The sequence below is a fragment of the Pseudomonas sp. WC1 genome, from assembly GCF_050586565.1.
GTDB lineage: Bacteria > Pseudomonadota > Gammaproteobacteria > Pseudomonadales > Pseudomonadaceae > Aquipseudomonas.
Genome location: NZ_JBOBDQ010000037.1, coordinates 13773 through 38230 on the forward strand (window position 1 = coordinate 13773; position 24458 = coordinate 38230).

Genomic DNA, 24458 nt, shown 5'->3' on the forward strand with positions numbered 1-24458 from the left:
CTAAGATTGGCCAATTAGATCTCAAGCACCACCACCGCAATGGACTGATAAAGGACTTAACATGTTTATTGGCTTCGAATTAACAGACTATCAAGGCCTAACCCGTCAAGACGACCTCGACGTATGGAGCTTCAGCGCTTTAAACGACGCAAATATCTACGACCTAGCCAAATATGTTGCATCAACTTCGCATACCATTCAACATCTCGATGCCGAGAAAATTTCCGCTAGTCTATTTCCTCGATCAGACTATGATATTTTTCTCTCACATTCCCATGCCGATCAAAGTAAAGCAATCGAGCTAGCCCTTTCTCTTAAAGATAAAGGGATCAGGGTATTCGTCGACTCATGCGTCTGGGGACACTCCGAGAAATTAATAGAACTGATTCTTGAGCAGTCCAGCCCACTCGAGAACGAAACGAGAGACTCTCAAATAGTCAGAGTGAGCACAGCCGTGCATACGCTGCTTTCTGCCGCCATCCACCAAATGATTTGGCGTACCGAAGCTTTTGTTTTTCTACGCACGGAAAAATCAGTACCATTTGAAAACGATGTCAGCGATAGAACCCTTTCCCCTTGGATCTATGCCGAGCTTCAATTCAGCGCCCAGGTTCAACAGGTGCTTCCGCCACGCTTGAAAAATAAGAAATCTCTACCGAGTGTCGCTGGATTTGAGAGTTACATGACTGAGTCAAAGCAATTACAGCCGTATGAGATGGCGTTCAAAATTTCAAAGGAGCATCTGCCATCTGTAAAAGGTAGAGACTTCAGCAAGTGGTACCATGACCTAGCGGCGAAGAAATTTACTGATGCTGGAGAGGTTCTGGACGACCTCTATGCCACCTGCCATATAACCAATCGATATTACGAACATAAAATTGACAATCTAGCGCTTCAGTAGCCAGACATAAACTCACGCACTTAATAAAATAAAGCCCCATGTACCGGGGCTTTATTTCGGGCATTCAGATCAAATCACATATTTCACTTGGAAACCCAAGCCTCAACTTCTTCTGCCCCATATTTAGCCTTCCACTCCTTCAGAAATCTATGATTACCAACTTTAGTTTCGATGACTTCACCGTTATTAGGATTTTTGTACACCTTAACTTCACGCGCCTTTCGTGTTGCTTTAGCTGCTTTAGGCTCTACACTGACACGGCCAGCTTGCGGGTCGAGTATATTGATGACATCACGCAAGCTATAGTTGTACTTCGCTAGCAAATCCCTCAGCTTTTTCTCGAATTCAATTTCATGCTGAAGCTCAGAGCTCCCCTTCATCGCCTCAAGTTCAGCGAGCTGCTCTGCTAGCTTTTGCTCCAACTGCCGAAATTCTACCAAGCGAGACATAAAAACTCCTTAAAACGAGAGATCACTAGACGAAGAGTAGGCCTATCTTAGGTCAATATCTTAGGCGTGTCCTCACCTATTTTATAAATCTGATCAGGCGTTCGACGCTTTGATAGCGAACTGAATTTGCAAGAGTAAAAGTGCCCACCCGTAGTCGCTACGTCTTAACACCGAAGTACAGTGCCTCAGGCAGCATACCCCGAGCAAATTGGAGGCAGTGACCTCACGCTCCGAAAATGCTGATCCGTGGAAAGTCCAAGTAAACCCGTTCCACGGCGCGCGGAAAATATAAGGTCAACTGGCCTAGCGCTGGAGAGGCTCAAGAAGTTTCGCCCAGAACGCCTCTGCAGCACCTTCGTGGCTCAGCTTCTCATCACGAGTATTCCGAGAGAATCCCATCAGAGACTTGAAGAAGATCGACTGGTCATCCGTGCTCACGGAGAGCATTTCGTTAAATCCATTTGAGGATACTTGAGCCGAGTAGGTGATACCGTTCCGACTGATACCATCCCCCATCCCAATCGCACATTCCGAAGCGACCTTCCCGTCCCGATAGATGGAAGCCGCGAACCGCGTGTCACTCAGTCGTCTCAATGTTGCTTGAATCCCAGGGTTACGCGCCTGAAGCTCAGCTAATGAATTCTCGAAAAAACGCTGGATGTAAGTGAAACCATCATGAGCGAACTGATCAATTTCGAAGTCTGTGAAGGTTTTTCGAAGCCTCAGGTTACTCGATCGCACCGACTCAAACATCGTCGAAATTACCGTGTCCGCTGCGGCACCATGGGCAGCAGATGGTCGATGGGATTGAGCCAATGCACCACGTCCGGGGTTGCCAGGCGATATTTCCTTTATCAGCACTCGAATCTGACGTACCACATCAGTGAAAGCCTCATCAGGGTTCGTCCAACTGGTGATTGGTTTCCCATCCTGAGGCACCGCTAGTAGCTTGCCCATCGGACTATGCGTCCAATCACACGCGCGCAGAATGACTGGCACAACCCGGCACTCCCCTGCAGCATGCCGGGCCAGAGCGCGTTGCATCTCTACCGAATAGCAATAGTGAGAGCTCAGGAAGCTGGCACTGACCAACAGCAACACGATATCCGCGGCATCAATTTGCGCATCGATCGCACTGTCTACCATCTCGCCGGCGACCAAGCGCCGGTCATGCCACGAATCAACCAGCCCCTCGTACCTCAGGGAGGCGAGGTGCTTTTCCAGTTGATTGCGCAGTGCTTCATCATCATGACTGTATGAGAAAAACACTTTTGCCATTACGGCGCTCCCTATGAATTCGTGGCTCCGACGTTATCACGACTCGAACCCGCCTCGGTAGCGAGCCAATTTAACCTCAGAGCTCGACGAACCGGCCAGATTGAGGCTCGTCCAGGCGAGGATCTGGGCGTGATGGAGCTAAACGCAGCCGCAGATTGGCTTCTTGCGAAGGTGGAGGCCCCAGATGCGCAGTAGCGCCGGGAAGCGCTCAAGAAAGTATACGAGCGCTTGGAAGCCAGTAAGGCCGAGCAACCTGCGTAACTTGAACTGCGCACGCTCAACCACGCGCGTCCAGCGCAAGCGCTTGAGTCTACGCAGCCTTTTTGCAATCGTGATGTAGCGCCCCAAGAGTAGCGGCCCTATGATATCAACGCCCTCGCAGCGCCGAGCACTCGGTGCTGCATTACCTGCGCGGAGATGGAATCATGCGCCACTGCTTTTACAGCTTTCACTACGAAGCCGACAATTGGCGAGCGGCCAAGATTCGCTCGATCGGTGCTATCCATGGCGCCCGTGAGGCCTATGACAACGGCTGGGAAGCTGTGAAAAATGGCAGCGAACAGGCAATCAAAAACTGGATTGCCGCCGAAATGAACGGCTGCTCCTGCGCGATTGTGCTAATCGGCTCACAAACTGCGGGACGCAAATGGATCAACTACGAAATTGAGCAAGCCTGGAACAAAGGCATGGGCCTAGTCGGGGTCTACATTCACGGCATAACTGATCGCAACAACCAGACCTCCAGAGTCGGTTCAAATCCGTTCGACGGCTTCAATGTGGACAATGTCCCTCTTTCCAACATCGTTCGCACTTACGATCCAGCGGGCTATGACAGCGCCACACGGTACGCCACCATCTCTCAGAATCTTGGCAGGTGGGTCGAAGAAGCGATAGCGATCCGAAAGCGTTACTAACCGCCCTCTCTCGACTCTGCCAATGAGAAACACCATGCAGCACGCCTCTTACTACCTGGCTATTTTCGGCTCGCCTCCCGAAGGCTTCGTTGACGAATTCTACGAAGCCTTGAAAACAAAAGTCGCGGTACTGTCACTCAACCTCGGCGTTGAGGTCGACTGGTACACAGGTATGCCTGACGAGTACCGCGTTGCCAACGGGAAATGCACCGCAGCCCTGTGTTTCCCTCTTCCTAATGGCCAGGACGTACACATTACGAAATTGATGAAGGATGGTGTCCCCGTCATCCCAGTCGCGTCGAAGCTCGGACATCTGGCCGCGGAGTTTCCTCCGTCAGTATCGATCCTCAACGGGCTAGGACTGGACTCATCGGACATCCCGACCATCGTCAATTGCTTGCTGGAATGCGCCTCGCTCTTGCCTAGGCAGCGACGCGTTTTCCTGAGCTACAGACGAACGGAATCTACCACCGCAGCGCTACAGCTCTATGCGGCGCTTTCAGAACGGTTGTTCGACGTTTTCCTCGACACGCACGAGATTTTGCCAGGGGAACACTTTCAGGAGGTGCTGTGGCAAAAGCTGTGCGACAGCGATGTCATGATCTACCTGGACACGCCTGGCTATTTTGATAGCCGATGGACGACTGCAGAATTCGCTCGCGCTGTTTTTCGAGGCATCCCTATCCTCAGAGCAGGATGGCCAGATGTAGGCCTCGACGACCGCGGCCAGTTCACGCGGGATATGCGTCTAGGCACATACGATTTCCTGCCTGACGGGGTCTCACTCACCGATGAATGCCTAGCTCGGGTATGCCGGTCTGCTGAGGATCTGCGCGCGGAAGGGGTAGCAACGCGTTATCACGTTCTGATGGATGCCTTCGGGACATCGCTCAAGCGTGCTCAAGCGACGATTGAGGGATGCTCACTGCGCCGTAGCATTACCGTGAAGCCGAAATTTGGCGATCCGATCTATGTCTATCCTGCCCTCGGGGTACCTACAACTTATACCTTGCATGACGCCACGCTTGACAACCATCCCGCACCTGTAGCTGTAGTATATGATGACGCGGGTATTGAAGAGAGAAGGTGGATTTCACATATGGAATGGATAAGTGACTATTTGGAAAAAGACGTCCGCTTGATCAAGCCCTATGACTCTGGCTGGAAATTTACGGACTGGCGCAAATGAAAAAATCAATTTTTCTTTCTGCCAGCGTACCGACGTATGGCAGAGAGTTTTTTGACTCTTGCCACCCTTATCAAATACAAATAGCGGTAAGATCACTGTTGCTCCTGGCACTGGGACGACAACGCTTGGTATTTGGCGGGCATCCTTCAATCACACCCATGGTTTATGCCGCGGGCAGGAGCTTTGGGCTCAATACCATTGAATGCGTGACCATTTACCAATCCGCATTTTTTGAAGACAAATTCCCTCTTGAGAACCATGGATTTGCTGACATTCGGGTAATCCCCAAGGAAGCAGAACTCAAAGACAGTATTTTGTCTATGCGCCGGCGAATGCTGGAAGATAACGAATTTGAGGTCGGTATTTTCATAGGCGGCATGAAGGGCATTGTCGACGAATATGAAATGTTCAGAGAAAAATCCCCTGACGCCAAAGTGATCGCAGTCCGAGCCGGCGGCGGCGCTACGGCGACCCTTCCCTGTACGCAATCAGACCCAGCCATTCAGGAGCTTGAAGAGTCTGGGGACTATTTCTCTCTGTTCAACAGCGTTCTAGGCATCGATCCGAATAGCGAACGGATTTTTAGTAATTAAGGAAGAGTTTAATGGATCGCGGCTTCAACCTGAGTATTAACACAGGCCCATACCCTGTCGATTTCACGAAAGTCCGTGCTTATAAAGATGCAAATCAAAAACGCATTGACGGCCTCGCCCATCTAATGGTTGACGAGGACACATTCGATGCGTCCCTCATCTTGGAGGCTCTCTTCCCGGCAGTGAAGGCTGACATTTTTTTGTCTCATTCCTCCGCTGACGCAAACGAGGCGATCCAAATCGCACTGGAGCTCCAAGAGAAGTGCGGCCTGAATGTATTTATTGACTCTTGCGTCTGGGGCTCGATCTACGATCTGCTGAAGGCCATCGACAAGTACCGCCGCCGTCAAGGTCAAATCGATTACGATTACGATGAGCGTAATCGCTCGACAGCGCACATACACATGATCCTGACCACCGCCCTGCAGCGCATGATTGATCAGACAGATACGATCATCTTCATGAACACGGAGCATTCGATCTCGCTGAAGCACTCAGTAAATGAAGAGCGAAAGACCTTGTCTCCGTGGATACACATGGAGCTCAATTTCAGTACATTGGTACGGCGTCGCTCACGTTACAAAATGGCGATAGAGGGCAAGCGTGCGATGGATGAAGTAGTTTCTAACGAGCATTTCAACGTCGTACATGATGCCCCTACCGGCCACCTAACCTCTATTGCAGAAAGCGGTTTTCGAAAGTGGATGCTACAGGCGTCCACCCTTAGAGGCTCGAAAGCCATCGATCTTTTATACCGCAACTTCTGACGGATATACCCCATGGATGCCAAGCTCAAACACCTTGAATTCGCTCAAGGCGTAGTCAATCGCCTTTCTACTAACTCGTTTCTGCTCAAAGGTTGGTCGATCATCCTGATCTCGGCGCTGTTCGCACTGTCCGCCAAAGATTCTGACAAGGGCTTCGCTCTGCTGGCCTACATCCCAGGCATCGCATTTTGGGGGCTGGATGGCTACTTCCTGGCGCTCGAGCGCTGTTACCGGAAGCTTTACGACAAAGTCCGATCGACGGACAAAGACAAGATCGATTTCATCATGGTGATCGACAAAGGTCAGGGCTGGAAAAACTGGTTCAACGCTTCGCGCTCCAAAACACTGGTTGCCTTCCATGGGGCAGTATTTGCGGCCATCACTGCAGTAGTCGTGGTCTACTTCATCAAGTCTTGTGCAGCATAATTGGATCGACCTGGGCTCGTGATGTCGAACGAGCCCTGGCCTAATCTCAGGTCTATCACTGCATCAAAAGGTAGCGTCAGCTCAATTGTTCTCAAGCTGAAGTAGGGATCCACCCATGATCGTGGGGCTCAGGCGTCAGCAAGTCGAATGCGGCCAAGCAGCCTTAAAAACATAACGCCTTCTGCGTGCCTAAAGAACGGGAACCTTCCCGGGGTATGAAATAGAAGGCAAAAAAAAGCCCGCGATGGGGGAAGCGGGCTTGACTCAATCATTTAGGAGCGGACTCAACCTACGCTGCGCATTGTGGAAATAATTTCATCGATCAAAGATAGATCTTACCGTTCCACGGGAATGGCCCTCCCTGAAGCCCCCTGCGCAGGGCCTCTAGATCCCTGAGAGGGTCTCGACTCTGCCGAGGAGGCTCGCTCAAGCTGTCTTTGTCTACCGTCGGATACAAACCCAGGTACTCCTGCCCTTCAAATTTCTGGCTTTCCTTTTCCAGGACAGGGAGGATGGCGACTTTGTTGGGTTTGTGGCCGTCGAAATAGCCCAGCTCCCAGGGCATCCACTTCGAATTCGTAGCGTTCTCGGTAGCGATGTAGAGGAGCGTATCGGACTGCTTCATCCGACCTCGCAGCCGTTCCGCCGTATGTTTGTTCACCTGGCTACGATCCAGTTCAGGATCGTCTACCCAATCGACATAAACCTTTTTGCCCATTTCCTCCAGCAGCACCTTCACCCCGAGTACTAGCTCAGCATCGTTGATCGAGTGGGACAGGAAAACGTCGAACTTGGTCGCCCGCTTACTGGACTCCATCGATTCGCTCATCATCTCGCCGAGGCTGCGATTCCTCATCGCTCGTTTTGCTGCGGCACGCGCCTCAGATTTCGTAAAAAATGCCATTTTTCAATCCATGTAGGTGTTGAGAAGGCGCCAAGAGCCTTCTTACAAGAGCTTTTTGCTCTTAGCAGCCGCCTGAGCCCGAAGCCTTCTGAACAGGCCTGGTATCTCGAAGTGCCCATACAAGCTGTCAAGAGCGAGCTCACCCTTTTCGAGCAAAAGCTCAATCCAGCCACTGAACTCTGAACCGTCGACTTTGGGCAGGTGAGAGTTGAGTGCCTTGTGAGCAAAATTTGGCAGCAAGCGTTTGGCCTGCTCGTGTTCCAACGACAAGACCTCTGGGCTACGGCGTCTGCGGCGAGTTGGCACCCGACGCCTCACCATTGCGCTGAACTGAAGCTCCGAATATATCCAGGGCGAGAACGTGCGATCTGAACCTTCGTAGGCCTTCAAGGGAACGGAATTTTCAGTGTTCAGGAACACGAAAAGCTCCGTTCTATCAATCATCTCCTGAAGCGCACCTACCAGCATCAGATGCACGCCAGCCGAAAGATCGCTTACTTCACGCTCACTCAGTGGCTGTCCGTCTGCTTTCTGGTCTGCGTAAAAAGCCATCAGCTTCTCAATAAGATGCTGTGACGCCCCCCAGACACAGGAATCCACGAATACGTTGACGCCACAATTACGGAGCTTAATTGCAAGCTCGACAGCCCTATCCTCGTCAGCATGGGAGTGCGAGAGAAACACGTGCGTCCTCTGCTGCTGAGGGAAGATATGCCTCGATAGCAGGTTAGCGTCGATCAGACGCCTGCCTTCGAATACATCGACCAGGTAGTCGGACACGTCACCGAACTGACCTTGCACCTGTTCCTTGAACTTCTGGATTTCCGACGCGGGTACCGAGCTATTGCTCTCATAGCTGGTCAACTCAAGCCCTACATACATACTGAATCCCTTCTGATCTGTAGTTTCTGCGAGTTTTTGAAACGTCCTGAACCTGATCCGCATAGCGGACAATGCTAAGCACACCCGTGTAGAAGCAGGCAGGCAACAGCACTCTGAACGCAAACACGGCAAATTGCCAGCACTTGGACTGGACGGGGGTGAACTGAGGCGAGCATCCTTGTGGCATGGAGCTCATGCCTACGTCGGCTCGGTACCAAGGGACTGAAACGCACGACTGCCTATGAGCGTATTACGCTTAATGACCGAGGACTCCGCATGACCGCAACAGCCCCTGATGCCACTGCTCAAATTGCTTTCTCCATGTTCGAGAACAAAGGCGTCTACGCAGTCCTTGTTGGCTCAGGCGTCTCCCGCTCCGCAGGAATACAGACGGGCTGGGAGATCACAATGGAACTGGTCAAACGCTGGGGCATCGCCACAGGAGCGGGCGATCAGGATGACTGGGTCTCCTGGTATGTAGCGCAGACGAGTGAGCAGCCCAACTACTCTAAGCTGCTTGAGCGCCTGGCGGCGACCCAAACCGAACGCAGGGCCATAATTCAGGGTTTTCTCGAACCGAATGAACAGGAGGCCGAGGACGGCCTTAAACTGCCCACACGTGCACACCGAGCTATCGCGAACATGGTCAAGACGGGCCACATTCGCGTGATTGTGACAACGAACTTCGATCGCCTGATGGAAAACGCGCTAAGAGATGTCGGCATCGAACCTAGTGTGGTCAGCTCGGCTGATAGCTTCGCCGGCGCGGAGCCGCTTACCCACTCGACTTGCTACATCCTGAAAATCCATGGCGATTACAAGGATGCCAGGATCCTCAACACGGATGATGAGTTGGGAGACTATCCACCCGCATTCAATACGCTCCTTGATCGCATCATCGATGAGTTTGGGCTGATCGTCGCGGGTTGGTCAGGTGAGTGGGATCATGCGCTGAGAGCTGCGTTCATCAGAGCCCCCTCTCGTCGTTATCCAACATACTGGCTGGCTCGAGGCCGCCCAAGCGAACGCGGCCAAGAGCTCATCACGCAGCGCAGAGCGACCGTGGTGAATGGCTTGGATGCGGACACGTTCTTTGAGGACTTGAGCTTTAAGCTGGAAACCATCCAACAGTCCCGGCTACCCAACCCGGCAGGAATAGAACTGACACTTGCAATGGCCAAGCGTTTCCTGGCGAAGCCGGAACACAGGATCCAGCTAGATGACCTGATCACAGCACAGACTCAGCGCTCCCTCACACAGCTGACACCATTGTTCACTTCACCGCCTCAAGGAGATGCACCGAAAGACTTCACAGATCGGGTCGTCAGCTACGAAGCCACTATCGAACCTCTCGCTCGCCTCTGCGCAGTTTTGGGACGCTGGGGAAGCGGTGGCGAGTACCCATTGGTACTGGACGCCATTAAAGGGCTGTATGCCTCATTTCAAAAAGAGCAGTCCGGCTTGCAGCATTGGGCCTCACTGAAGAGCTATCCCGCGACGTTGGTCATCTACGCGTACGGAATGGGGTTAGTCCGGGCTGAACGCCTGACAGAGCTCCGTAAACTGTTCAGCACTCCGCTAATTGCCCGCCACGAAATCCCTAGCACCATAGGGGAAAGGTTCGCTCCGCTGTACGTCGAAGCGGGCATCGGCCTGTTCGAACGCTGGCGAATGTTCGAGGGGCAAGACAGCTCCACTACACCGTTCTGCAACCGCCTCGCTGAAGTACTGGCACCGCGCTGGGCGCCCGATTTTGCAGGTCTGCACGACGCAGGATTGCTCTACGAACGGTTTGAGTTTCTTTCTTTCCTTTTCTTCTGCGAAACGCGCCTAATCAGCGAGGAATCGCTGATCGACATCATTCAAAATCGTAAGATCAGAACCATCGCAGGCGGACGGATCTCATGGCATTCGGAGACCATCAACCGCTTCGCTCACGAGTACGCAACCGAAGAAGTCAAGGCCCCTACCCTGGCCGCAGGATTCGCCTTCGGCTCTGAGAACTACCTCTCGCAGATGCTTGAAGGCCTACTGGGGCTCGCAAGATTCCGCTTTTAATGATCAGCTGATCAAGTCGTCACATACAGGAAGTCCGTAACCTTGCTACAGAAAAGAGACCAGAAATTTGGTTTTATCCGACGCGCCCGCAGAGAACTGACCTATGCCTTTTTCCTCGGTGCACCGCCTTTCTTTGCGTGCACATCTTCCAAAGAGGTCAGCGACCTGGTGAATGCGCTCTTGGCGGCTCCTACCCTGATGTCTTACTACCTTTGGCTGCTTTTCGCCTTCGGCTTGGTGAGTGTTTTCATTTTCAGGGTGACGTTCCGGGCGTACCGCCTCATTCGGAAATCTCGCGAGGTACATTCGTTCTTCGTTAACATCGGTGGAAGCCTGCTGACAGCTTTTCGCGCGGCACTGGGCGCAATGATGGGGTACCTGATGGTGTGGTGCTATCGAGACGTGGAATCCATGAGCGTCGCTGGAACTGCGGGAGTGCTTGGGTATGCATGCATGGCACTTGCGGTATGTGTATGGCTCGCGTGGACTGATGAAACGCTCAGAAATCCTCATGCAGTCAGCCGTTACAGCTGAAGCCCAAGCACTATCAACGGTCAATCAGTGCTCAGCGGCGCGGGAGCATTAGTTTACGCCGATACGCAAACCAGGCTGGGTTTATGCCATGCGCCTGTTTGTACAGACTAAGCTGGCTCGCGCCGTCACTGAGCCTGATGCAGCAAATGAACGTGCCGCAGCGAGACTGTCAGCCTCCCGGGCTTGAGGTTTATCAGGTAGCCGGCAGAGAGATTTTCTAAGGTGCCAGCGGGTCGCATCAATACGGAGCCAGAAAGTGCACCAGGTCGCAGTGTTGGACAGCATCATCTTTGAGGCTCATGAACTAGCCAAAAATCTGAACGACCACCACATCGTGGTCATCAACTCCACGATGCGTCTGCAGGCTCTCAAGCTAGAGGATCAGATAGTCCGAGCTCTGCAGGACTCGAAGGGGCGCGGCCCCGACATCATTTACAACGAATTCGAGGTCTTTCTTTCGCCGCACGACAGAAGGTTCGTGCCAACCCTTTGGCATCCTGAACGGAATACGCTCAATCTAGCCAGTACACACCGGATCGTTCAGCGTGCCATGGAAGTCTGGGCTGCTCGAGGTTCTCCGAGTCGCTTCCTTTACACAAACCGCGCCCAGCGTTCCTGAGAGACCATTCCTGCTATCTAGTGTTGATCCGCTTCACCACAGAAGCGAGTCTACGCTTCACGCCGATTTTAGGGTTCAGAGAAAGTGCTTCTTCGTAAACCTGCACTGCCTCGGCGTACTGGCCCAGGTGCTCGTGCGCGAGCCCCTGTACTTTCAAGGCAGTGGCTCTCCAAGCAGGATATTGGTCTGCGCCAAGCGACCTGGCACGCTGGACAGCATCGAGGACTTCAACAGCGCGCTCGTTTGATAGATCGACCTCCCCTAGCACCTTCTCTGCTGAGAGGAGAATGCGCTCAAACCGAGACAAGGTGAGATTCGCATCCTCGAGTTGATCACCATCAAGGAATTGGCCATCTATGCCGTAACGGAAGCTCCCGACCTCCTTGAAATGTGCAATCAGTTCTCCCGTTTTCTCGTCGACCTCATAGCTCTCGGGCCAACCGGCTTTTGGAGTGACGCAATACAGCTCTACCCGCTTGAGCAGGTCGAACAGGAAGACCTTGTTGCCATGCTCACTGGGACTGTTTGCTGTGGCGCAGAAAGCGTACTTCCCATTCCTAGAAATGCCGCTGGTGAAGATATTGGCGGTGAGCTCTTTCGTGATGATTACAGCTCCCGCGGGATCGAAGACACTGAATGTTCCAGAAAGGGAGCTGCCAAAATGCCAGTCCTCCAAGCAGAAAACACCGGAGTCGGAAACGTGACCGTTGTTCGGCCTGGCCATGGTTCCGTTGCAACTGACCGTACCGCTGCTCAGATCCGCCAGAACGTAGGCTCCAAGGCCCGACTCCCGATGTCCTCCTCGGCCCGCCGCAGGATCTGAGTCGCGCCACCCAATCGCCCACTGCTTTGACTTAGACAGCTGATACAAGCCGTAAAAGTCGAGCGACTCCACCGTCAAAAAATGCTCATCACGCGAAACCTGGAGCGTTGGGCGACGCCCCTTTGGAGACCCGGAGTCGGCTTCAGCGTTGACGGCCTTGGGCCTTTTGAACAGCCAACTAAAAATGCTCATTCCCTGCTCCTTCGAAGCTTGAGCGTGCCGAGGTGAGCATTGCTACCCATCTCGAACACTGAGTGCGTGACTCAATTGACCCTGCCCCCGACTCTCAAAACATGCCCTGTAGCCCGCGGCGCTTGAAGTCGTGATCCAGCAGCGTAGCGGCTTTGCGGAAAAGCCGCAGGCTAAGAATCCAGCAAGCTCGACCTAGTTCTTGAACGCGTAAACACTGAGTTTGAGCACATACCCCATGACATTGATCGGCTTGTAGGTTACCGCGGGAGAGGTAACCAGATGGTAGCGATCAGCCAGTTGGTTACGATAGCGCTGAAGCCGACGACGCTCTATAGCGGTTAGATCATCCCGAGCCAATGCCGCATCCGTGGCGGCCAGTTTTTGTTCATACTCACGCTGCCACCTAGCCCGAACGAAGTTCTGAATCCACTCCATTCGAAGAAACAAGGTTGCAGCCACACCCAGCGTCAGAGCTGCAGTTAGATTCGTCAAATCGTCTTGCATCCATAGCGCTAACATCGCCAAGCATGGTATCGCGTAGGTCAACGCGATGTAGGTGATGCGGGTTGGAGGGTCGAATCTCATCAGCATCGGATTTCCTTGAGATAGAGCGCTGCGATGCGACAATGTTCGCACGGAGCATGCCTGGTCATCTCGACTTTTATGGTTTCCATTTGTGAGCCCCACAGAGCCACCAAAAGCTCTGGATTGTCTTTGCAGTCCAGCTGGCGTAACGATTGGGGGCTGAGCCTCTCTGGCGCGGTTTTCAAGAGGAATGCGCGTTGAATACCTGATAGCCTATCGCCACTCTTCAGCTCGTAGCCAGCAGACTGAGCGTTACCCATACGGCATTTGGGTGGGCGCAGTCCTCGCAACGGTCACGCGCATGTCAACGATACAGAGAGGCTCGGAAGCTTGATGGACGCCCGCTACTCCCTCGCCCTACTAGGCGACTTTCCCACCGCTATCGCCGATGAGATCGAGGCCGCTCTAGAGGAGCGAATTTCGGAACTCGGATTAGTGCTTCATGAAGACGTGACACTGTTTCGGGGAGATCCCAGGCGCTTCCGACCCAAGTTTGATCGCTGCTGCGCAGCCCTTTGCGCAAGCATCAATGCCACTGATGAGGCGACCATTGAGTATTTCATTGATCGCCGAGTACCACTGGTTCCGGTTGCGCGGGATCCAGACACTTTTAAAGCCGAATTTCCCGGAAAACTTGGAGCATTGAACGGCGTTGCGATGACCCAGGGCCCAGCTATCCTTGCGAGCTGTCTCCTGGAGGCAAGCTCGCTGATCCCACGTCAGCGCCGGGTGTTCCTCAGCTATCGACGCAAAGAGTCCACAGAAGCTGCCCTGCAGCTGTATTCAGAACTGTGTGCGAGGCAGTACGACGTTTTCCTCGATACCCACGGGATTTTACCTGGAGAGCACTTCCAAGAGGTGCTATGGCAGCGCCTCTGCGATTCCGACGTACTCGTCTACCTCGATAGCTCAGGGTACTTCGAAGGCCGCTGGACGGAACTGGAGTTCGAAAGGGCTTCGTTGAGGAAACTCGCCATGCTTCGCGTTGGGTGGCCACGCGTTGAAGCAACCAACATCCATTTGATCAGCGGACAAGTTCAGTTGGAGGACTCTGATCTCGGGGCAGATCGGCTGATTCAGTCAGATGCTTTGACCGAGATTCTCGAGAAAATCGAGCTCTATCGAAGCAAAAGCGTATCGATCAGGTACCGGGATCTTGTCGGGAAGCTAACGTCTTCGGTAGAGGCCGCCGGCGGTAAAGTGCTGGGCGCTTCGTCCCGAAGAGGATTGGTGGTCTCAGTAAAAAATGAAGAAATCGTTGTTTACCCAGAGCTTCGCGTACCAACCAGCGAGTCATTCTATGAGGCATCGCTGGAAGAGCACTCGCCTCCAGTTGCCGTGATTTATAACGAAGAAGGCATCGAAGAAAGAACCTGGAAAGCCCACATGCAATGGCTCGGAGACAGGCTTGATGGGCATGCGCGCTTAGTGAAGGCGAACGCCGCTGGCCATCGATTCCAAGATTGGTACTAGGAACCCCGTGCCTGTTCGACACGATCCTTCCAGAGATTGACCTGCAAGCGTCTCCGCCGGCAATCATGGTGAATGATCACTCGACAGCTCGAGATCGGGCACACGCCTGAACCAGCGCATCCCTCCATCCAGCTAAATCTGAGGCCAACGATATGGGCAAAATCTTCCTTTCTGCCAGCGTTCCAAGCACCGACAACAGATTCTATGAACAATGTGATCCGATGCTGATCCAGGCAGCGCTTCGGACATTCCTGTATACCGTAGTGGGTCGTAAACACCTCGTATTTGGTGGTCATCCCACAATCTCCCCTCTCATTCTCGCGGTCTGCGAGGATCTAGGAGTCGACAACAGAGCTGCCGTGACGATCTACCAGTCGAAATACTTCGCAGAGGTAACTCCAAAGGTGAACCTCAGGTTTGAAAACTTGATTGAAGTAGATTCAACTGGCGACCGGCAGTCGAGCCTGGAGCTTATGAGAAGAGCCATGTTCAGCCACCACAAGTTCCAGGCAGCGGTCTTCATCGGCGGGCAACAAGGTATCCTCGACGAGCACGTGCAGTTTAAAGGGGATCATCCCCAAGCAAATGTGATAGCGCTCCGCAGCCCTGGTGGCGCTTCCGCCTCGATTGATCGCTTACTCACACCCGACGAAAAAGATTACGACGAGCTGCTCGACTACGTTGGCCTGTTCACCCATGGCCTAGGAATCGGGCTAAACAGCGAGCGCAATCTGTCAGTGAAACCTTCGAAACCAAGGCACGATCCAGACAATACTTTCGGTAAAGGATAACCACCAAATGGAATACGGCTTCAACATTGACATCAACCCCAATCACTTCCCGATTACCAGGGAGGTCAGAGACTTCAAGAGCACCCTTAAAACCTCCACAGTCAAGCTTAAAAATTACCTGTTGGAGGACAATGTCAGCATTGATGCCAAAACCGTTATCAAGCACCTATTCCCGGCGCAACGATGCGACATCTTCATTTCCCATTCCTTCCAGGATCAAGACTTGGCGATCCAACTCGCGCTGGATCTGAAAAAGAAAGGGATAACAGCCTTCATCGACTCTACGGTTTGGGGTTCGGCATACGAACTCCTGAAGGCAATTGATGAAAAACATTGCAAAATCGAAGGTACCACTCGTTATCACTACGACCTTCGCAATCGCTCGACCGCCCATGTGTACATGATCCTAGCCACAGCTCTGCAGCAGATGATTAGCGATTCCACCGCACTGTTCTTCTTGAACACCGACCACTCCCTGTCCACACAGCACTCGATCGAAGACGAAGACAAAACAGGGTCTCCTTGGATTCATATGGAGCTGATGTTTAGCCATTTCATTTGGCAAGCCAAGCATGCCAAAGAGTTGGTGGTCGCCACCGAATCGCGTGCTCTCGACTCGGTGCCCGTATTCCATGAAGCGAAAACAGATCACCTCAAGGCGCTAACGGGTTTGAGGCTCCAACGCTGGATTGGCGAGCAAGAAACACAATCCACTTCAATGGAAATCCTTGAGTCGCTTTCCAAGCTGCATGGCGGCAGCAGCTTGCGAAGCAGAGTTTGATCTCAGAGAGTAGCTGCCTGGAAGGCGTCTCGACTGAGTAAATGGATCCGACAAGACTTACTCAATGATACCGAGAGCACGCGTCCACAAAGGTTGCTTGAGGGCGGAGTGACATCACCTCCATCATGCGGATGGTGGAGTAACGCTGATGATGACGGTTACAGAGTCCGCATGCCAGGGCTGACCGTCAGTTGTCCAAATCGACATGCCCTGATTCAATCGGGGCTCATGTCTCTTTCGAACGGAGATTTTCCGCTCCGGGCTAAATGTATTTCATGTTTACCGGGGCTTCTATCCATAGCCTAGCCTCCGCCGTCCACTCAGCCTCCATGAAGGCCTGGCTTGGCCAATAATTGATATAGCACTCATAATCCAGCTCCACTGCCTTCTGCCGCTCATCTTCGCCGAGAAGGCACCATGCTGTTAGCATTCTACTGGGCCAATCAGGTGCTGCGAGGAAACACTCTGCTATCTGATCTGGCCACCCGCCCTCAGATAGTTGACGCGACACGAATTCATCGGCTTTTGTTTTTAGAGACGGGTCAAAGCGAATAAAGGCGTCCGCAATCCGATAAATCAATCCGACACCCTGAAAAGCAGATACTGGCTGGCTTTCCTGCTTACTAGCTATGCGTTTGAATTCGAACATCGGCCCATTGGGAGCAGGTAAAATTTCAACAGAAAAATCAGCCACGACGTATTCCTTATTCTTATTATCCTCTATCAAATTACCAGTGATCTCCTTGTAGCACAACACACCATCAGCAACAATCCATGAATGACTGCTCTGTTGAATGCCAAGTCGCTGGCTCTGGATCTACTAGGCTGGTGATATTTCACTAAAAAAAATCACCGATCTGCCGATATCCAAAACATCACCCTCCAAGACCGCTTAGAGCAAGGCTCTTCCACCCATCGAAATAGGAAAAACAGATGCTGCAAAGGATCACCCACGTATTCGGACTGTCTCGTCGATTCCGTCCACCGACTCACTTCCAAGACATACCTGGAAGCTTCGAACCCACCATTCATGAGCTGCGCGCAGAAGCGATCGAGTTCGACAAAAATGTCAAAAACTACATCGCGCGCATGGCAGGTACAGCACCAGAAGACTCACTGGGAAAACTGGTTCGAAAGACCCTTGAAAACTATCCTCTGCATCCGGAATATACTGAATTCTGGGATAGATTTGTCAAGGAGGCGATAGTGCTCAAAGGCTATCGCAATAGCGTTATACACGCAGACGTAGAAGGCCTCCCTCCCCTTCCGGAACTCCATCGTCGTTTTAAGGAAGCGAACAATATTCTCCGCCCCTTTACTGTCTGCTCAGCTAGCAGGGAGCGATTCACACAGTTCCGCTGGAAGTGGAATCGTCTGAATTTGAAAATTGATCAACAGGTCTTCAAATTGTCCAAACAGGATGCTGAAAACCTGCTGATCGAACTGCACCCCTCATCGCGAGGTAGGGTCTACTTCAAATCGGGCAAGAAGGTTCACACCGCCATGCTCGACACTGCAAACACCTCTCGCAGCTTCTTTATCGAGGGCTACGAGCCTTTCAACCTGAGCGATCAAGAGGCCATGGCTCTGAGCGATCTGTTGCTCTGCTTTCTGGGTAACCGCCGGCTCAGACTGCCTTAGCAGCGACTTGGCGAAGGGGCGGCTCAATTCTCCCTGTAGTCGCGCCCATCAACGCCCGGGCGACCCTTAAGAGTACATTTGTACTCAAAGCCTTTGAGCGGCTTCTGAGGCTGGTTCCCAGCGACTGTGGGGTGACTGCGACATGCGTCATTCAGATCATGTCTGTCATGGATCCGGCAGCTTAGCTCCCAGGAAGCGATGACATCGACTGCCCCCCCTGCAACGATCTCGATGACGAGCTCAACCGATGCGTGAGCCTCATGCAAAACGGGGGCTGCCCGGTTTAGAGCCCGCCTATTTTGATGTACGGAGCCCGCGAGTAGACACCCAGCACCTCGCAGGACGCGCCCCCAAGTACCCTTCCCTTGTCCCATGCAAGCAGAGATGACCTTTTCGGATTGATCACGAAAGCAAGGCCTGTCTCAGCTATTGGGAGGCTTTCGTGACCCAAGAGGCGTAGAGCTGCTCCGCCTGATCCGGGCTGCTCAGAGTAGGCTTATTTTTCAGCCCAGCAATCCGGGTCGCAAGCTTCTCCAGTTCATCTGCGGCCTTTGGCGCCCAACCACTACCTACGGCCCATGCACGTAACGCTGTAGCCTCCAGCGTGTGCCCTTTTTTGCGAAGAATTCTGAGCACCCGATCAACCCTTTCTTTATCCGAGTTGTGGAGCACTCCTGATGCCACCCCCACTGTTGCCGTCAATCCCTCCATCGCCTGTAACACGACGCCATCGGTAGCTACCGACTTCGATTGATGAGGCTGTTTGCCATCGACCAAAGGCGACCAAGAGGTCATCCAGCTATTGATAACGTCCTTTGCGAACGGCAGAGCAATGACGCCTGCAACCCGCCCAAACCCATCGACTTTGTCCATCATGCTCTGGCTTGCGTAGGCGCAGACGACCAGCGTGTTTGGCGTCAAACCTGACAAAGTGCGTTCGGTTTTCAGCGTGATGGGCATACCCCTCAGCACGGCAGTTTCGCCTTTGTTGAGCGCTTTTGTTGCCTCCGGCCCAAGAAACGACACCAGGCTAGTGGAACCCTTGAGGTTTGCCATGGCCGGAATCACCAACACGATCTCTTTGATCTTGTGTTTGTCATCGCTGCACAGGGTCTCAGCATGCTTGAAGGCCGCCCTGAAAGCGTCATTGAAAAATACGGCTCTAACCACTTGGTCTCTAACTCCTTGTTTACCTTGCTGCGGCAGTCCAGCTATCTGGGCTAATTGTTGATTAATTGAGAGGTCGCTCTCTGCGCCTTCGGCAGGCTCGAAAATTGATGCTGCTCATCCACTCAGCCAAATCCCTCAACAGCCTGATGCAGTGCCTCACGGATGGTATCTCGAACCTACCCTATCGAGGGCTGCAAGCCTTCACTTAAGTGACTAGAACGCCATAGCTCATCGAGCTGTTGACCTACTTGTGGGGCAACCGCGCGATGAGTGTATTTAGCAGCGACCTGGCGAATGGGTCGCTCAATTCTCACCCTCCCCACATCACTGCCCCGCCGCCCACGAAGAGTACATTTGTACTCTTTGGCTTTGAGCGAACTTCGCGACTGCTGTCCAGCAGCTTGATGGATTAGCATCCGTACTGAGATCGTGGCACTAACCGGTGATTGGATCTGAAAGAGTTTATAGGGGAAGACTCACAGATAATCCGCTGGGTTGACTCTCTGATTAGACTACACGACAGTGCTGCACGCCTGTCACAGCAAGGGCTGGAGGCAGGTAAAGGTTAGGCTGCAGACGTTGACAAGAAATCTGGGCTTTGGGTGCACTTTACAAACAGCGCCTTATTGCATCAGAGCCCTTCGATCTTGTTCCTGATCTCGGCTCACTGTGCGCTTCATCATCTTGAATGTGCAGACCAGAATCGGAACAGCTGGAGTTAAGCAGGTTACACCTCCCCCCCAGACCGCGACTGCTAAACCTGAACCATTACTGCCTCAGGTACACTCCCAGCCCCCCATTAAAAGTAAAACGAGCGAAGACCAATGCTACAAGACTCGCGGAGCGAGCAGCTCAGCGCCACCCTCTACGACGTGACGGTCATCGAGATCGCCTGTCGATCCAATTCACCCGAATCACTCGCGCAGGAAATCGAGACCTTCTTTTTTGACTTTATTGATGATCAACCCAGCACAGACGTAATGATTGATCTATCGAGATTACCGCCAGAGCACGCTCAAGCTCTCTTTGACGCCTTCACGGCTGTGTCTCAAGAGCGAGGCTATCGGTTCGGATTTGCATTTCTTAGCTGCCTGTCCGATTACGAAGGATGGTGTGTCCCTGTAGATTCCTACCCCATAAGGCAGTTTGCTCAGCACCTTCTGGGCACCATCGGCTCTGAAATTTTTCACCCGGAGCTTCGCGATCTCAAGTTCGCTGCTGATTTGGGTCTGTAACGATCCGAGCGCCTCAACGAAGCTTTCACAGTTCGTTTCTCAACCGATTTTATTACCTGAAGGGTTTTTGAGGAACTCCGCGAGGAGCAGGCGCAACGGTCATCCAGGCCACCAACGAACAACGGTTCAGGTGCTGACGGAATGCAAGACCGGGTGAGGACGCACAGGGCTATGCGGGGAACCCAGGAAATCCGCGGTTTGCAAAGCATGCAGTCGAAATTTCACCCTTTCCAAAGCGTGCAGCAAGCGGCAGTAGCGTGCAGTGGATGAGATGCATCCCTCGCGCCCCAAGACGGAAATTGTGCCTAAGCACACCAGGGAGGCAAGAAATGATCGGGCACAAAAAAGGGCCTAGATCGCTCTAGGCCCTGATTTTACTGAGTTTGGCGGGAAACCAGGGATTCGAACCCTGGGTACGCTATTAACGTACGCCGGTTTTCAAGACCGGTGCATTCAACCACTCTGCCAATTTCCCGATGCATGCACAGCTGATGAAGGTGTAGTGTGCATCTGGGAACCACCTTAGATAAGAACTCTAGGATAGTTGCCCATCGACGGTTTTCAAGACCGTACCATAAGTGCCCATTTATCAAGGCGTCAACGTAAAAATCGATTCCAAAACTAACCCGAGGTGGCTCGGCTACAGGCCGCATAGCCCAAGGGTCGTAATTTCAGTTTTGGAACCGATTTTAGAAGCTCTAGGAAACCAGAGGAGAATCAGGCCTTTTTGCCTTCACACTTTTTTCACGTCAAATCCTGCACAGTAAACGCTCATCCGATCTCCTACGTTCGCCCGCGCTTCCCTGCGGGCTTTTCTTTTCTCGATAAGACGAAACCGGCTAAATCCAGTCGCCTTCAGCGCACATCAGCAGCGCTGCATTAGCCTGGCGAACCATTGCAATCCACTCAGTTGAGCTTACCAAGCCGGAATGCTGAAGACGCTGGGCTACTGCTATGGCTTGATCATATTCTGACTCTCTTAGCACACCCGCACCAAGGTACCTACCCGTCCAGTCAGCAATGACCAGATTTTGCTCTTGCTCTACCACCCCAAAGCCCCCGCGAAGCCTAGCGCTAAATGTCGGCGAGATTACATAATGTCCGCCGAGCAAGAAATTGGGGCTTACTACCGCTCATCCGGTTTTTTCTGCAAAAAGAAATAATACCAAGGTCTAGTTGTAAGGAATTATTTCAAGCACAGAAATCGGAACGATTCGCAACAATACTGCTTAGGTTGCCTTAAGCCATCGGCCGGCTAAAACAAGCAGTCCTGCCCATCGCTGCGGGTAAATGACACGCGGGCCATAACAGCCCGATGCCCTGTTGAGCGCAACGAAGCTCAATGGCGGGAAAGTGGCTGGTGACCCAAGGCGTAAAGCTGATAATCGGTCACCGCTTGGAATGAGGATTCCGCGATAAGCCGTAAGCGCTCGATCTCTTCTACCGAACCTCCAGCGTCCTGAGCGTTATGGTAGGCACGCAAAGCCTCAATGGCCTCACGGATAAGCGGCTCACCCGCCTCAATCATTCCTTCGATGGTTCGTTTCACGACATTTCTCCTGCCGAAACGTGCTGATCGCGCTATGGTGCATCAAGCCCTGAGCCTCTAGCCCTCGAGCGGCATCCACATGACACATCCCCCTGCAGCTTGGGCGATCAACCAGTCATGTTCACGCTTGCCGAAGGGCCTGGGCATACCAATAGACTCTCGATAGGCATACTGATGGGTGACCTTCAGTTCCAGCGCAGTAGGTGTCGCCTCTCCCAGCTTACCTTTGCTCAGTCCCGCCAAAGCGCCCGTTAATGCGAGATGTTGTTTAACTCCATCATCACTGTCTTCCAAAATGGATACAGCAATAAACGCAGCATTCGCACAACGATCCACTTTCAGTACCTGCGGTTTTGCACTGTCCATTTCAAAATTCGAACCTTGGGCAACGGCTGACAAACACAGTGCAGCACACATGAACAAACTACGCATCGACGACGTCCTTTCGACCTGAGCAGAGCAAAATACTCACACCTTCATACCCACCTCGAACGGCCGAAGCCTATCCTGGTGGCTTAACCAAGGCATTATAGGATTTCTCACAGGCAAGCCCAGCTATTCTGGCTCGGTCATACGCTGCCGCCAGCTCTCCCGCTCGAGCATCAGCCCGTGCGAGCAGGTCGGAGAGCACCATGGCGGCGCGAGTGGCTGTCTGACCTGGACTGCCTTTTGGCCTTCAACGACTAGACTCTTCAAAAAGCTTTTCCAGCTCTTTTCGGGCCTCCTCGTTCTTTCTTTGCAGAGCCTCGCTGCAACTTGGCTTGCACCAGTCAGGCAAAGGCTGTTGCCTTGCAGACTCTGGCAACTCGGGGATAGCCCAGGTTTTGAGACCCGTCTCGGCCTGCGCAGACAACTTGATGGGGGCAAATGCCGACACAATCTCAACGGCCCAGAGTCGAAGAGCAGGGTCCTGTTTTCGTGCATCCTCTCTCAAGATTGCCGTCGCCATGCCCACATAATCCTTTTTGATGCCGTCGCCAGCAATTTCTCGCTGCACTAGATAGCCGCCGACGGCGAGAATCAAAGGAATAGCTATCGAAGACGCGATCGATGCGATCAATTGAATCTTCTCGAGCTTGGTTTGAGTTTGGGGCAATTCGGTTACTCCTTAATCATTGGCAAGAGTAGGCTACAGCAAGTAACTGACGCTCGTAACCAATGCGTTGTCGACGCTCCGCCAGCAGCGCCCTTACCTTCACCTCAAGGCTGTCGGTCTTTCGAAGATCTGCAGCCGCCCAGGCCGGTACTGCCACTTCCGGCGCACGGCATGGCACCTGCACCGGGACCTCGACGCGCACGTACTGGACCTGCGGCTCAGTACGACCACTGCAGCCGGCCAAAGCCAGCGCTAGCACGAGCACCACCATCCTCATAGGCCAAGCTCCTGGTCGATGATCGAGGTGGCAGCCGCGCACTGGTCGCCGCCGGTCCGCTCCTGCTGCAGTCGGTTCGCTGCGGCAAAGTCGACCTGGGCGCTGGCTGCTGCCTCACCCATGGCATGCTCTGCCCTAGCCTGACGCTCGTTCGCGGCCAACCTCAGGTCACCAAGGGCCTTACCCTGCTCCTGCGCCAAGTCGGCCAGGTTGTCCCGGGCCGCAATGCATTGCGTGGCCAGATCCTGCTGATCGTCCAGCAGTGGCCGGAAATGGTGTGTAGTAGCCCATGTGCCTATGGCCATACCAAGCACAATCAGCAGGGCGGCGCGGGCAAAGTGCTGCGCCCAGGCCTTCATGCCAACGCCCTCCGTAGGCCTTCGGCGAGTACGGCCGGTGGATACTCGTAGTTCGCGTTCTCATGCTTGATGATCGCATGCACCAGGCCGCCCAGGACCTGCAGGTTCTTGATGTCCTTGATAGGAACACTCGGGCCAAGGCCGCAGCGCTGCGCCACGGTGCGGATGTAGGCATCGGTGTCGTTCTCTACCTCCGGTGCCCAGCGTTTGATGATCGCTGCCACAGTGCGCAGGCCGTGCTTGTTGTAGTAGGTCTGCAACAACTTGCCGAGCGCACGAATGCCATTCTCCGGCGTGTCGAAGATGCAGAATCGGCCGCCGGGCTCTTTACCGATCTGGCCAACCCAGTTGTTGGCAGGGTTGAAATCGATGTTTCCCGGGTTACGATTGCGCACGCCGCGAGGAAGCAATTGAGTCATGGTTTTCTCCAGGTAAGAAAAAGCCCCGACTGTGCGGGGCTTCATGGGGTTTGCCGCTTGAGCAGCGGAAGTAGCCGGTAAATCTACAATCCAAGAGCTTGATCAAGGGTGAGTGTTGCCAGCTCAGTGAACGTAAGTCCACTCAAATCACAATCTGGAACTTCGCGCAAAGCCTTCTTCTGCTCTGCAATTAAGTTCGTCTCTGCCCCTGCCTCCAGCGCCCTTACATAAGCAATGTCCAACTCGGCAAGCTTTGGGTCACGCTCTTGGCGAAGTCGGTCACGCACAATAGCTTCGGCCTTCTCTCGGTTTATCGTGATCACTTTTTACCCCCTTTCCCACTTGCCGGCCCCATGCTATCCGGATCCAACTCCCAGGCAGCACGGAAAGCGCGATCAGCGGGCACAATGTCGGCATCGACAATCCAGAAGGGCAGTCCTTCCGGCACGTCTTTCTCGCCGATTTGCTTCAGTGTCAGTTCACATGCGAGGGGAATCAGCACATGGACTGCTGCGCCCTTTGGTTGGAATAAGATTCTTTTTTCCATAACTGA

30 protein-coding genes, 1 tRNA gene and 1 pseudogene are annotated in these 24458 nt (G+C 53.2%); 14 read left to right on the plus strand and 18 right to left on the minus strand.

The genetic code is table 11. The features are described 5' to 3' along the window. Positions 1-61: 61 nt before the first annotated feature. Entirely contained in the window at positions 62-901 is an 840-nt protein-coding gene (locus tag ACQ4OD_RS16935; protein ID WP_430944610.1) for a hypothetical protein, read from the plus strand. An 83-nt stretch (positions 902-984) separates the two neighbouring features. Here ACQ4OD_RS16935 and ACQ4OD_RS16940 read toward each other — a convergent pair whose 3' ends face one another. Both ACQ4OD_RS16940 and ACQ4OD_RS16945 read right to left on the minus strand, forming a co-directional pair. After that, complete coding sequence (locus tag ACQ4OD_RS16940; RefSeq protein WP_430944611.1) at positions 985-1350, minus strand: histone-like nucleoid-structuring protein, MvaT/MvaU family; 366 nt, start codon at positions 1348-1350, stop codon at positions 985-987. A gap of 303 nt (positions 1351-1653) precedes the next feature. After that, a complete protein-coding gene (locus ACQ4OD_RS16945; protein WP_430944612.1) occupies positions 1654-2628 on the minus strand; it encodes a toll/interleukin-1 receptor domain-containing protein in 975 nt (324 codons plus the stop codon). 395 nt (positions 2629-3023) lie between these two features. Between ACQ4OD_RS16945 and ACQ4OD_RS16950 the strand changes: the two genes are divergently transcribed. From ACQ4OD_RS16950 to ACQ4OD_RS16970, 5 genes are read left to right on the plus strand one after another with little or no spacing between them, the layout of a single operon-like run. Next, on the plus strand, positions 3024-3542 hold the full coding sequence (locus ACQ4OD_RS16950; RefSeq protein WP_430944613.1) for a TIR domain-containing protein: 519 nt from the start codon (positions 3024-3026) through the stop codon (positions 3540-3542). Positions 3543-3576: 34 nt separating this feature from the next. Continuing rightward, positions 3577-4731 (plus strand): toll/interleukin-1 receptor domain-containing protein, encoded by a 1155-nt coding sequence (locus ACQ4OD_RS16955; protein WP_430944614.1) that lies wholly within the window; start codon positions 3577-3579, stop codon positions 4729-4731. Beyond that, positions 4728-5324 (plus strand): hypothetical protein, encoded by a 597-nt coding sequence (locus ACQ4OD_RS16960; RefSeq protein WP_428628118.1) that lies wholly within the window; start codon positions 4728-4730, stop codon positions 5322-5324. Before ACQ4OD_RS16955 ends, ACQ4OD_RS16960 begins: the two co-directional genes overlap by 4 nt. An 11-nt stretch (positions 5325-5335) precedes the next feature. After that, on the plus strand, positions 5336-6091 hold the full coding sequence (locus ACQ4OD_RS16965; protein ID WP_430944615.1) for a hypothetical protein: 756 nt from the start codon (positions 5336-5338) through the stop codon (positions 6089-6091). 12 nt (positions 6092-6103) lie between these two features. Further along, positions 6104-6517 (plus strand): hypothetical protein, encoded by a 414-nt coding sequence (locus tag ACQ4OD_RS16970; RefSeq protein WP_430944616.1) that lies wholly within the window; start codon positions 6104-6106, stop codon positions 6515-6517. A gap of 322 nt (positions 6518-6839) precedes the next feature. Here the strand turns inward: ACQ4OD_RS16970 and ACQ4OD_RS16975 are convergent, their stop codons facing one another. Then, on the minus strand, positions 6840-7421 hold the full coding sequence (locus ACQ4OD_RS16975; RefSeq protein ID WP_430944617.1) for a toll/interleukin-1 receptor domain-containing protein: 582 nt from the start codon (positions 7419-7421) through the stop codon (positions 6840-6842). 42 nt (positions 7422-7463) lie between these two features. Continuing rightward, positions 7464-8303 carry a hypothetical protein gene (locus ACQ4OD_RS16980; protein ID WP_430944618.1) on the minus strand — a complete coding sequence of 280 codons (840 nt, stop codon included), beginning with the start codon at positions 8301-8303 and terminating at the stop codon, positions 7464-7466. Positions 8304-8579: 276 nt separating this feature from the next. Between ACQ4OD_RS16980 and ACQ4OD_RS16985 the strand changes: the two genes are divergently transcribed. The 3 genes from ACQ4OD_RS16985 (at position 8580) to ACQ4OD_RS16995 (ending at position 11514) form a co-directional block, all read left to right on the plus strand. Next, complete coding sequence (locus tag ACQ4OD_RS16985) at positions 8580-10361, plus strand: SIR2 family protein (RefSeq protein ID WP_430944619.1); 1782 nt, start codon at positions 8580-8582, stop codon at positions 10359-10361. 42 nt (positions 10362-10403) lie between these two features. Then, on the plus strand, positions 10404-10895 hold the full coding sequence (locus ACQ4OD_RS16990; RefSeq protein WP_430944620.1) for a hypothetical protein: 492 nt from the start codon (positions 10404-10406) through the stop codon (positions 10893-10895). A 274-nt stretch (positions 10896-11169) separates the two neighbouring features. After that, positions 11170-11514 (plus strand): hypothetical protein, encoded by a 345-nt coding sequence (locus ACQ4OD_RS16995; protein WP_430944621.1) that lies wholly within the window; start codon positions 11170-11172, stop codon positions 11512-11514. 13 nt (positions 11515-11527) lie between these two features. Here the strand turns inward: ACQ4OD_RS16995 and ACQ4OD_RS17000 are convergent, their stop codons facing one another. Together ACQ4OD_RS17000 and ACQ4OD_RS17005 are read right to left on the minus strand one after the other, a co-directional pair. Then, the gene (locus tag ACQ4OD_RS17000) at positions 11528-12529 is read right to left on the minus strand and encodes a tetratricopeptide repeat protein (protein WP_430944622.1); all 1002 of its coding nucleotides are present in this window, start codon (positions 12527-12529) and stop codon (positions 11528-11530) included. Between the two features lie 192 nt (positions 12530-12721). Further along, the gene (locus ACQ4OD_RS17005; protein WP_430944623.1) at positions 12722-13120 is read right to left on the minus strand and encodes a hypothetical protein; all 399 of its coding nucleotides are present in this window, start codon (positions 13118-13120) and stop codon (positions 12722-12724) included. Positions 13121-13447: 327 nt separating this feature from the next. Here ACQ4OD_RS17005 and ACQ4OD_RS17010 point away from each other — a divergent pair, with 327 nt between their 5' ends. The 3 genes from ACQ4OD_RS17010 (at position 13448) to ACQ4OD_RS17020 (ending at position 16159) form a co-directional block, all read left to right on the plus strand. After that, a complete protein-coding gene (locus ACQ4OD_RS17010; RefSeq protein ID WP_430944624.1) occupies positions 13448-14587 on the plus strand; it encodes a toll/interleukin-1 receptor domain-containing protein in 1140 nt (379 codons plus the stop codon). A gap of 152 nt (positions 14588-14739) precedes the next feature. Continuing rightward, positions 14740-15378 carry a hypothetical protein gene (locus tag ACQ4OD_RS17015; RefSeq protein WP_430944625.1) on the plus strand — a complete coding sequence of 213 codons (639 nt, stop codon included), beginning with the start codon at positions 14740-14742 and terminating at the stop codon, positions 15376-15378. 7 nt (positions 15379-15385) lie between these two features. After that, on the plus strand, positions 15386-16159 hold the full coding sequence (locus ACQ4OD_RS17020) for a hypothetical protein (protein ID WP_430944626.1): 774 nt from the start codon (positions 15386-15388) through the stop codon (positions 16157-16159). Positions 16160-16421: 262 nt separating this feature from the next. On the opposite strand, the gene ACQ4OD_RS17025 is transcribed toward ACQ4OD_RS17020, so the two are convergent. After that, entirely contained in the window at positions 16422-16853 is a 432-nt protein-coding gene (locus ACQ4OD_RS17025; protein WP_430944627.1) for a hypothetical protein, read from the minus strand. Positions 16854-17092: 239 nt separating this feature from the next. On the opposite strand from ACQ4OD_RS17025, the gene ACQ4OD_RS17030 reads away from it, so the two are divergent. Further along, entirely contained in the window at positions 17093-17800 is a 708-nt protein-coding gene (locus ACQ4OD_RS17030; RefSeq protein ID WP_430944628.1) for a hypothetical protein, read from the plus strand. Between the two features lie 426 nt (positions 17801-18226). Here the strand turns inward: ACQ4OD_RS17030 and ACQ4OD_RS17035 are convergent, their stop codons facing one another. Then, positions 18227-18970: a hypothetical protein gene (locus ACQ4OD_RS17035; RefSeq protein WP_430944629.1), complete on the minus strand. Its 744-nt coding sequence runs from the start codon at positions 18968-18970 to the stop codon at positions 18227-18229. A gap of 824 nt (positions 18971-19794) precedes the next feature. On the opposite strand from ACQ4OD_RS17035, the gene ACQ4OD_RS17040 reads away from it, so the two are divergent. Further along, a complete protein-coding gene (locus tag ACQ4OD_RS17040; RefSeq protein ID WP_430944630.1) occupies positions 19795-20205 on the plus strand; it encodes a hypothetical protein in 411 nt (136 codons plus the stop codon). A gap of 384 nt (positions 20206-20589) precedes the next feature. On the opposite strand, the gene ACQ4OD_RS17045 is transcribed toward ACQ4OD_RS17040, so the two are convergent. From ACQ4OD_RS17045 to ACQ4OD_RS17090, 10 genes and pseudogenes are all read right to left on the minus strand, one after another. Continuing rightward, positions 20590-20680 (minus strand) — tRNA-Ser (locus ACQ4OD_RS17045). 864 nt (positions 20681-21544) lie between these two features. Continuing rightward, positions 21545-21733, minus strand: a complete 189-nt coding sequence (locus ACQ4OD_RS17050; RefSeq protein WP_336196687.1) for a hypothetical protein — start codon at positions 21731-21733, stop codon at positions 21545-21547. 78 nt (positions 21734-21811) lie between these two features. Continuing rightward, positions 21812-22186 (minus strand): hypothetical protein, encoded by a 375-nt coding sequence (locus tag ACQ4OD_RS17055; protein WP_280092927.1) that lies wholly within the window; start codon positions 22184-22186, stop codon positions 21812-21814. A gap of 70 nt (positions 22187-22256) precedes the next feature. After that, positions 22257-22412: pseudogene (locus ACQ4OD_RS17060) on the minus strand (DUF2514 family protein); the annotation flags it as partial. 18 nt (positions 22413-22430) lie between these two features. After that, complete coding sequence (locus tag ACQ4OD_RS17065; RefSeq protein ID WP_430944631.1) at positions 22431-22850, minus strand: hypothetical protein; 420 nt, start codon at positions 22848-22850, stop codon at positions 22431-22433. A 16-nt stretch (positions 22851-22866) separates the two neighbouring features. Further along, positions 22867-23127, minus strand: a complete 261-nt coding sequence (locus tag ACQ4OD_RS17070) for a hypothetical protein (protein WP_343579748.1) — start codon at positions 23125-23127, stop codon at positions 22867-22869. Continuing rightward, positions 23124-23486, minus strand: coding sequence for a hypothetical protein (locus ACQ4OD_RS17075; protein WP_430944632.1), 363 nt, complete (start codon positions 23484-23486; stop codon positions 23124-23126). The genes ACQ4OD_RS17070 and ACQ4OD_RS17075 overlap by 4 nt, the downstream gene beginning before the upstream one ends. After that, positions 23483-23905, minus strand: coding sequence for a structural protein (locus ACQ4OD_RS17080; RefSeq protein ID WP_430944644.1), 423 nt, complete (start codon positions 23903-23905; stop codon positions 23483-23485). The genes ACQ4OD_RS17075 and ACQ4OD_RS17080 overlap by 4 nt, the downstream gene beginning before the upstream one ends. Positions 23906-23988: 83 nt before the next feature. Next, positions 23989-24228 carry a hypothetical protein gene (locus tag ACQ4OD_RS17085; RefSeq protein WP_430944633.1) on the minus strand — a complete coding sequence of 80 codons (240 nt, stop codon included), beginning with the start codon at positions 24226-24228 and terminating at the stop codon, positions 23989-23991. Further along, positions 24225-24452, minus strand: coding sequence for a hypothetical protein (locus ACQ4OD_RS17090; protein ID WP_088852993.1), 228 nt, complete (start codon positions 24450-24452; stop codon positions 24225-24227). Before ACQ4OD_RS17090 ends, ACQ4OD_RS17085 begins: the two co-directional genes overlap by 4 nt. Between the last annotated feature and the right edge of the window lie 6 nt (positions 24453-24458).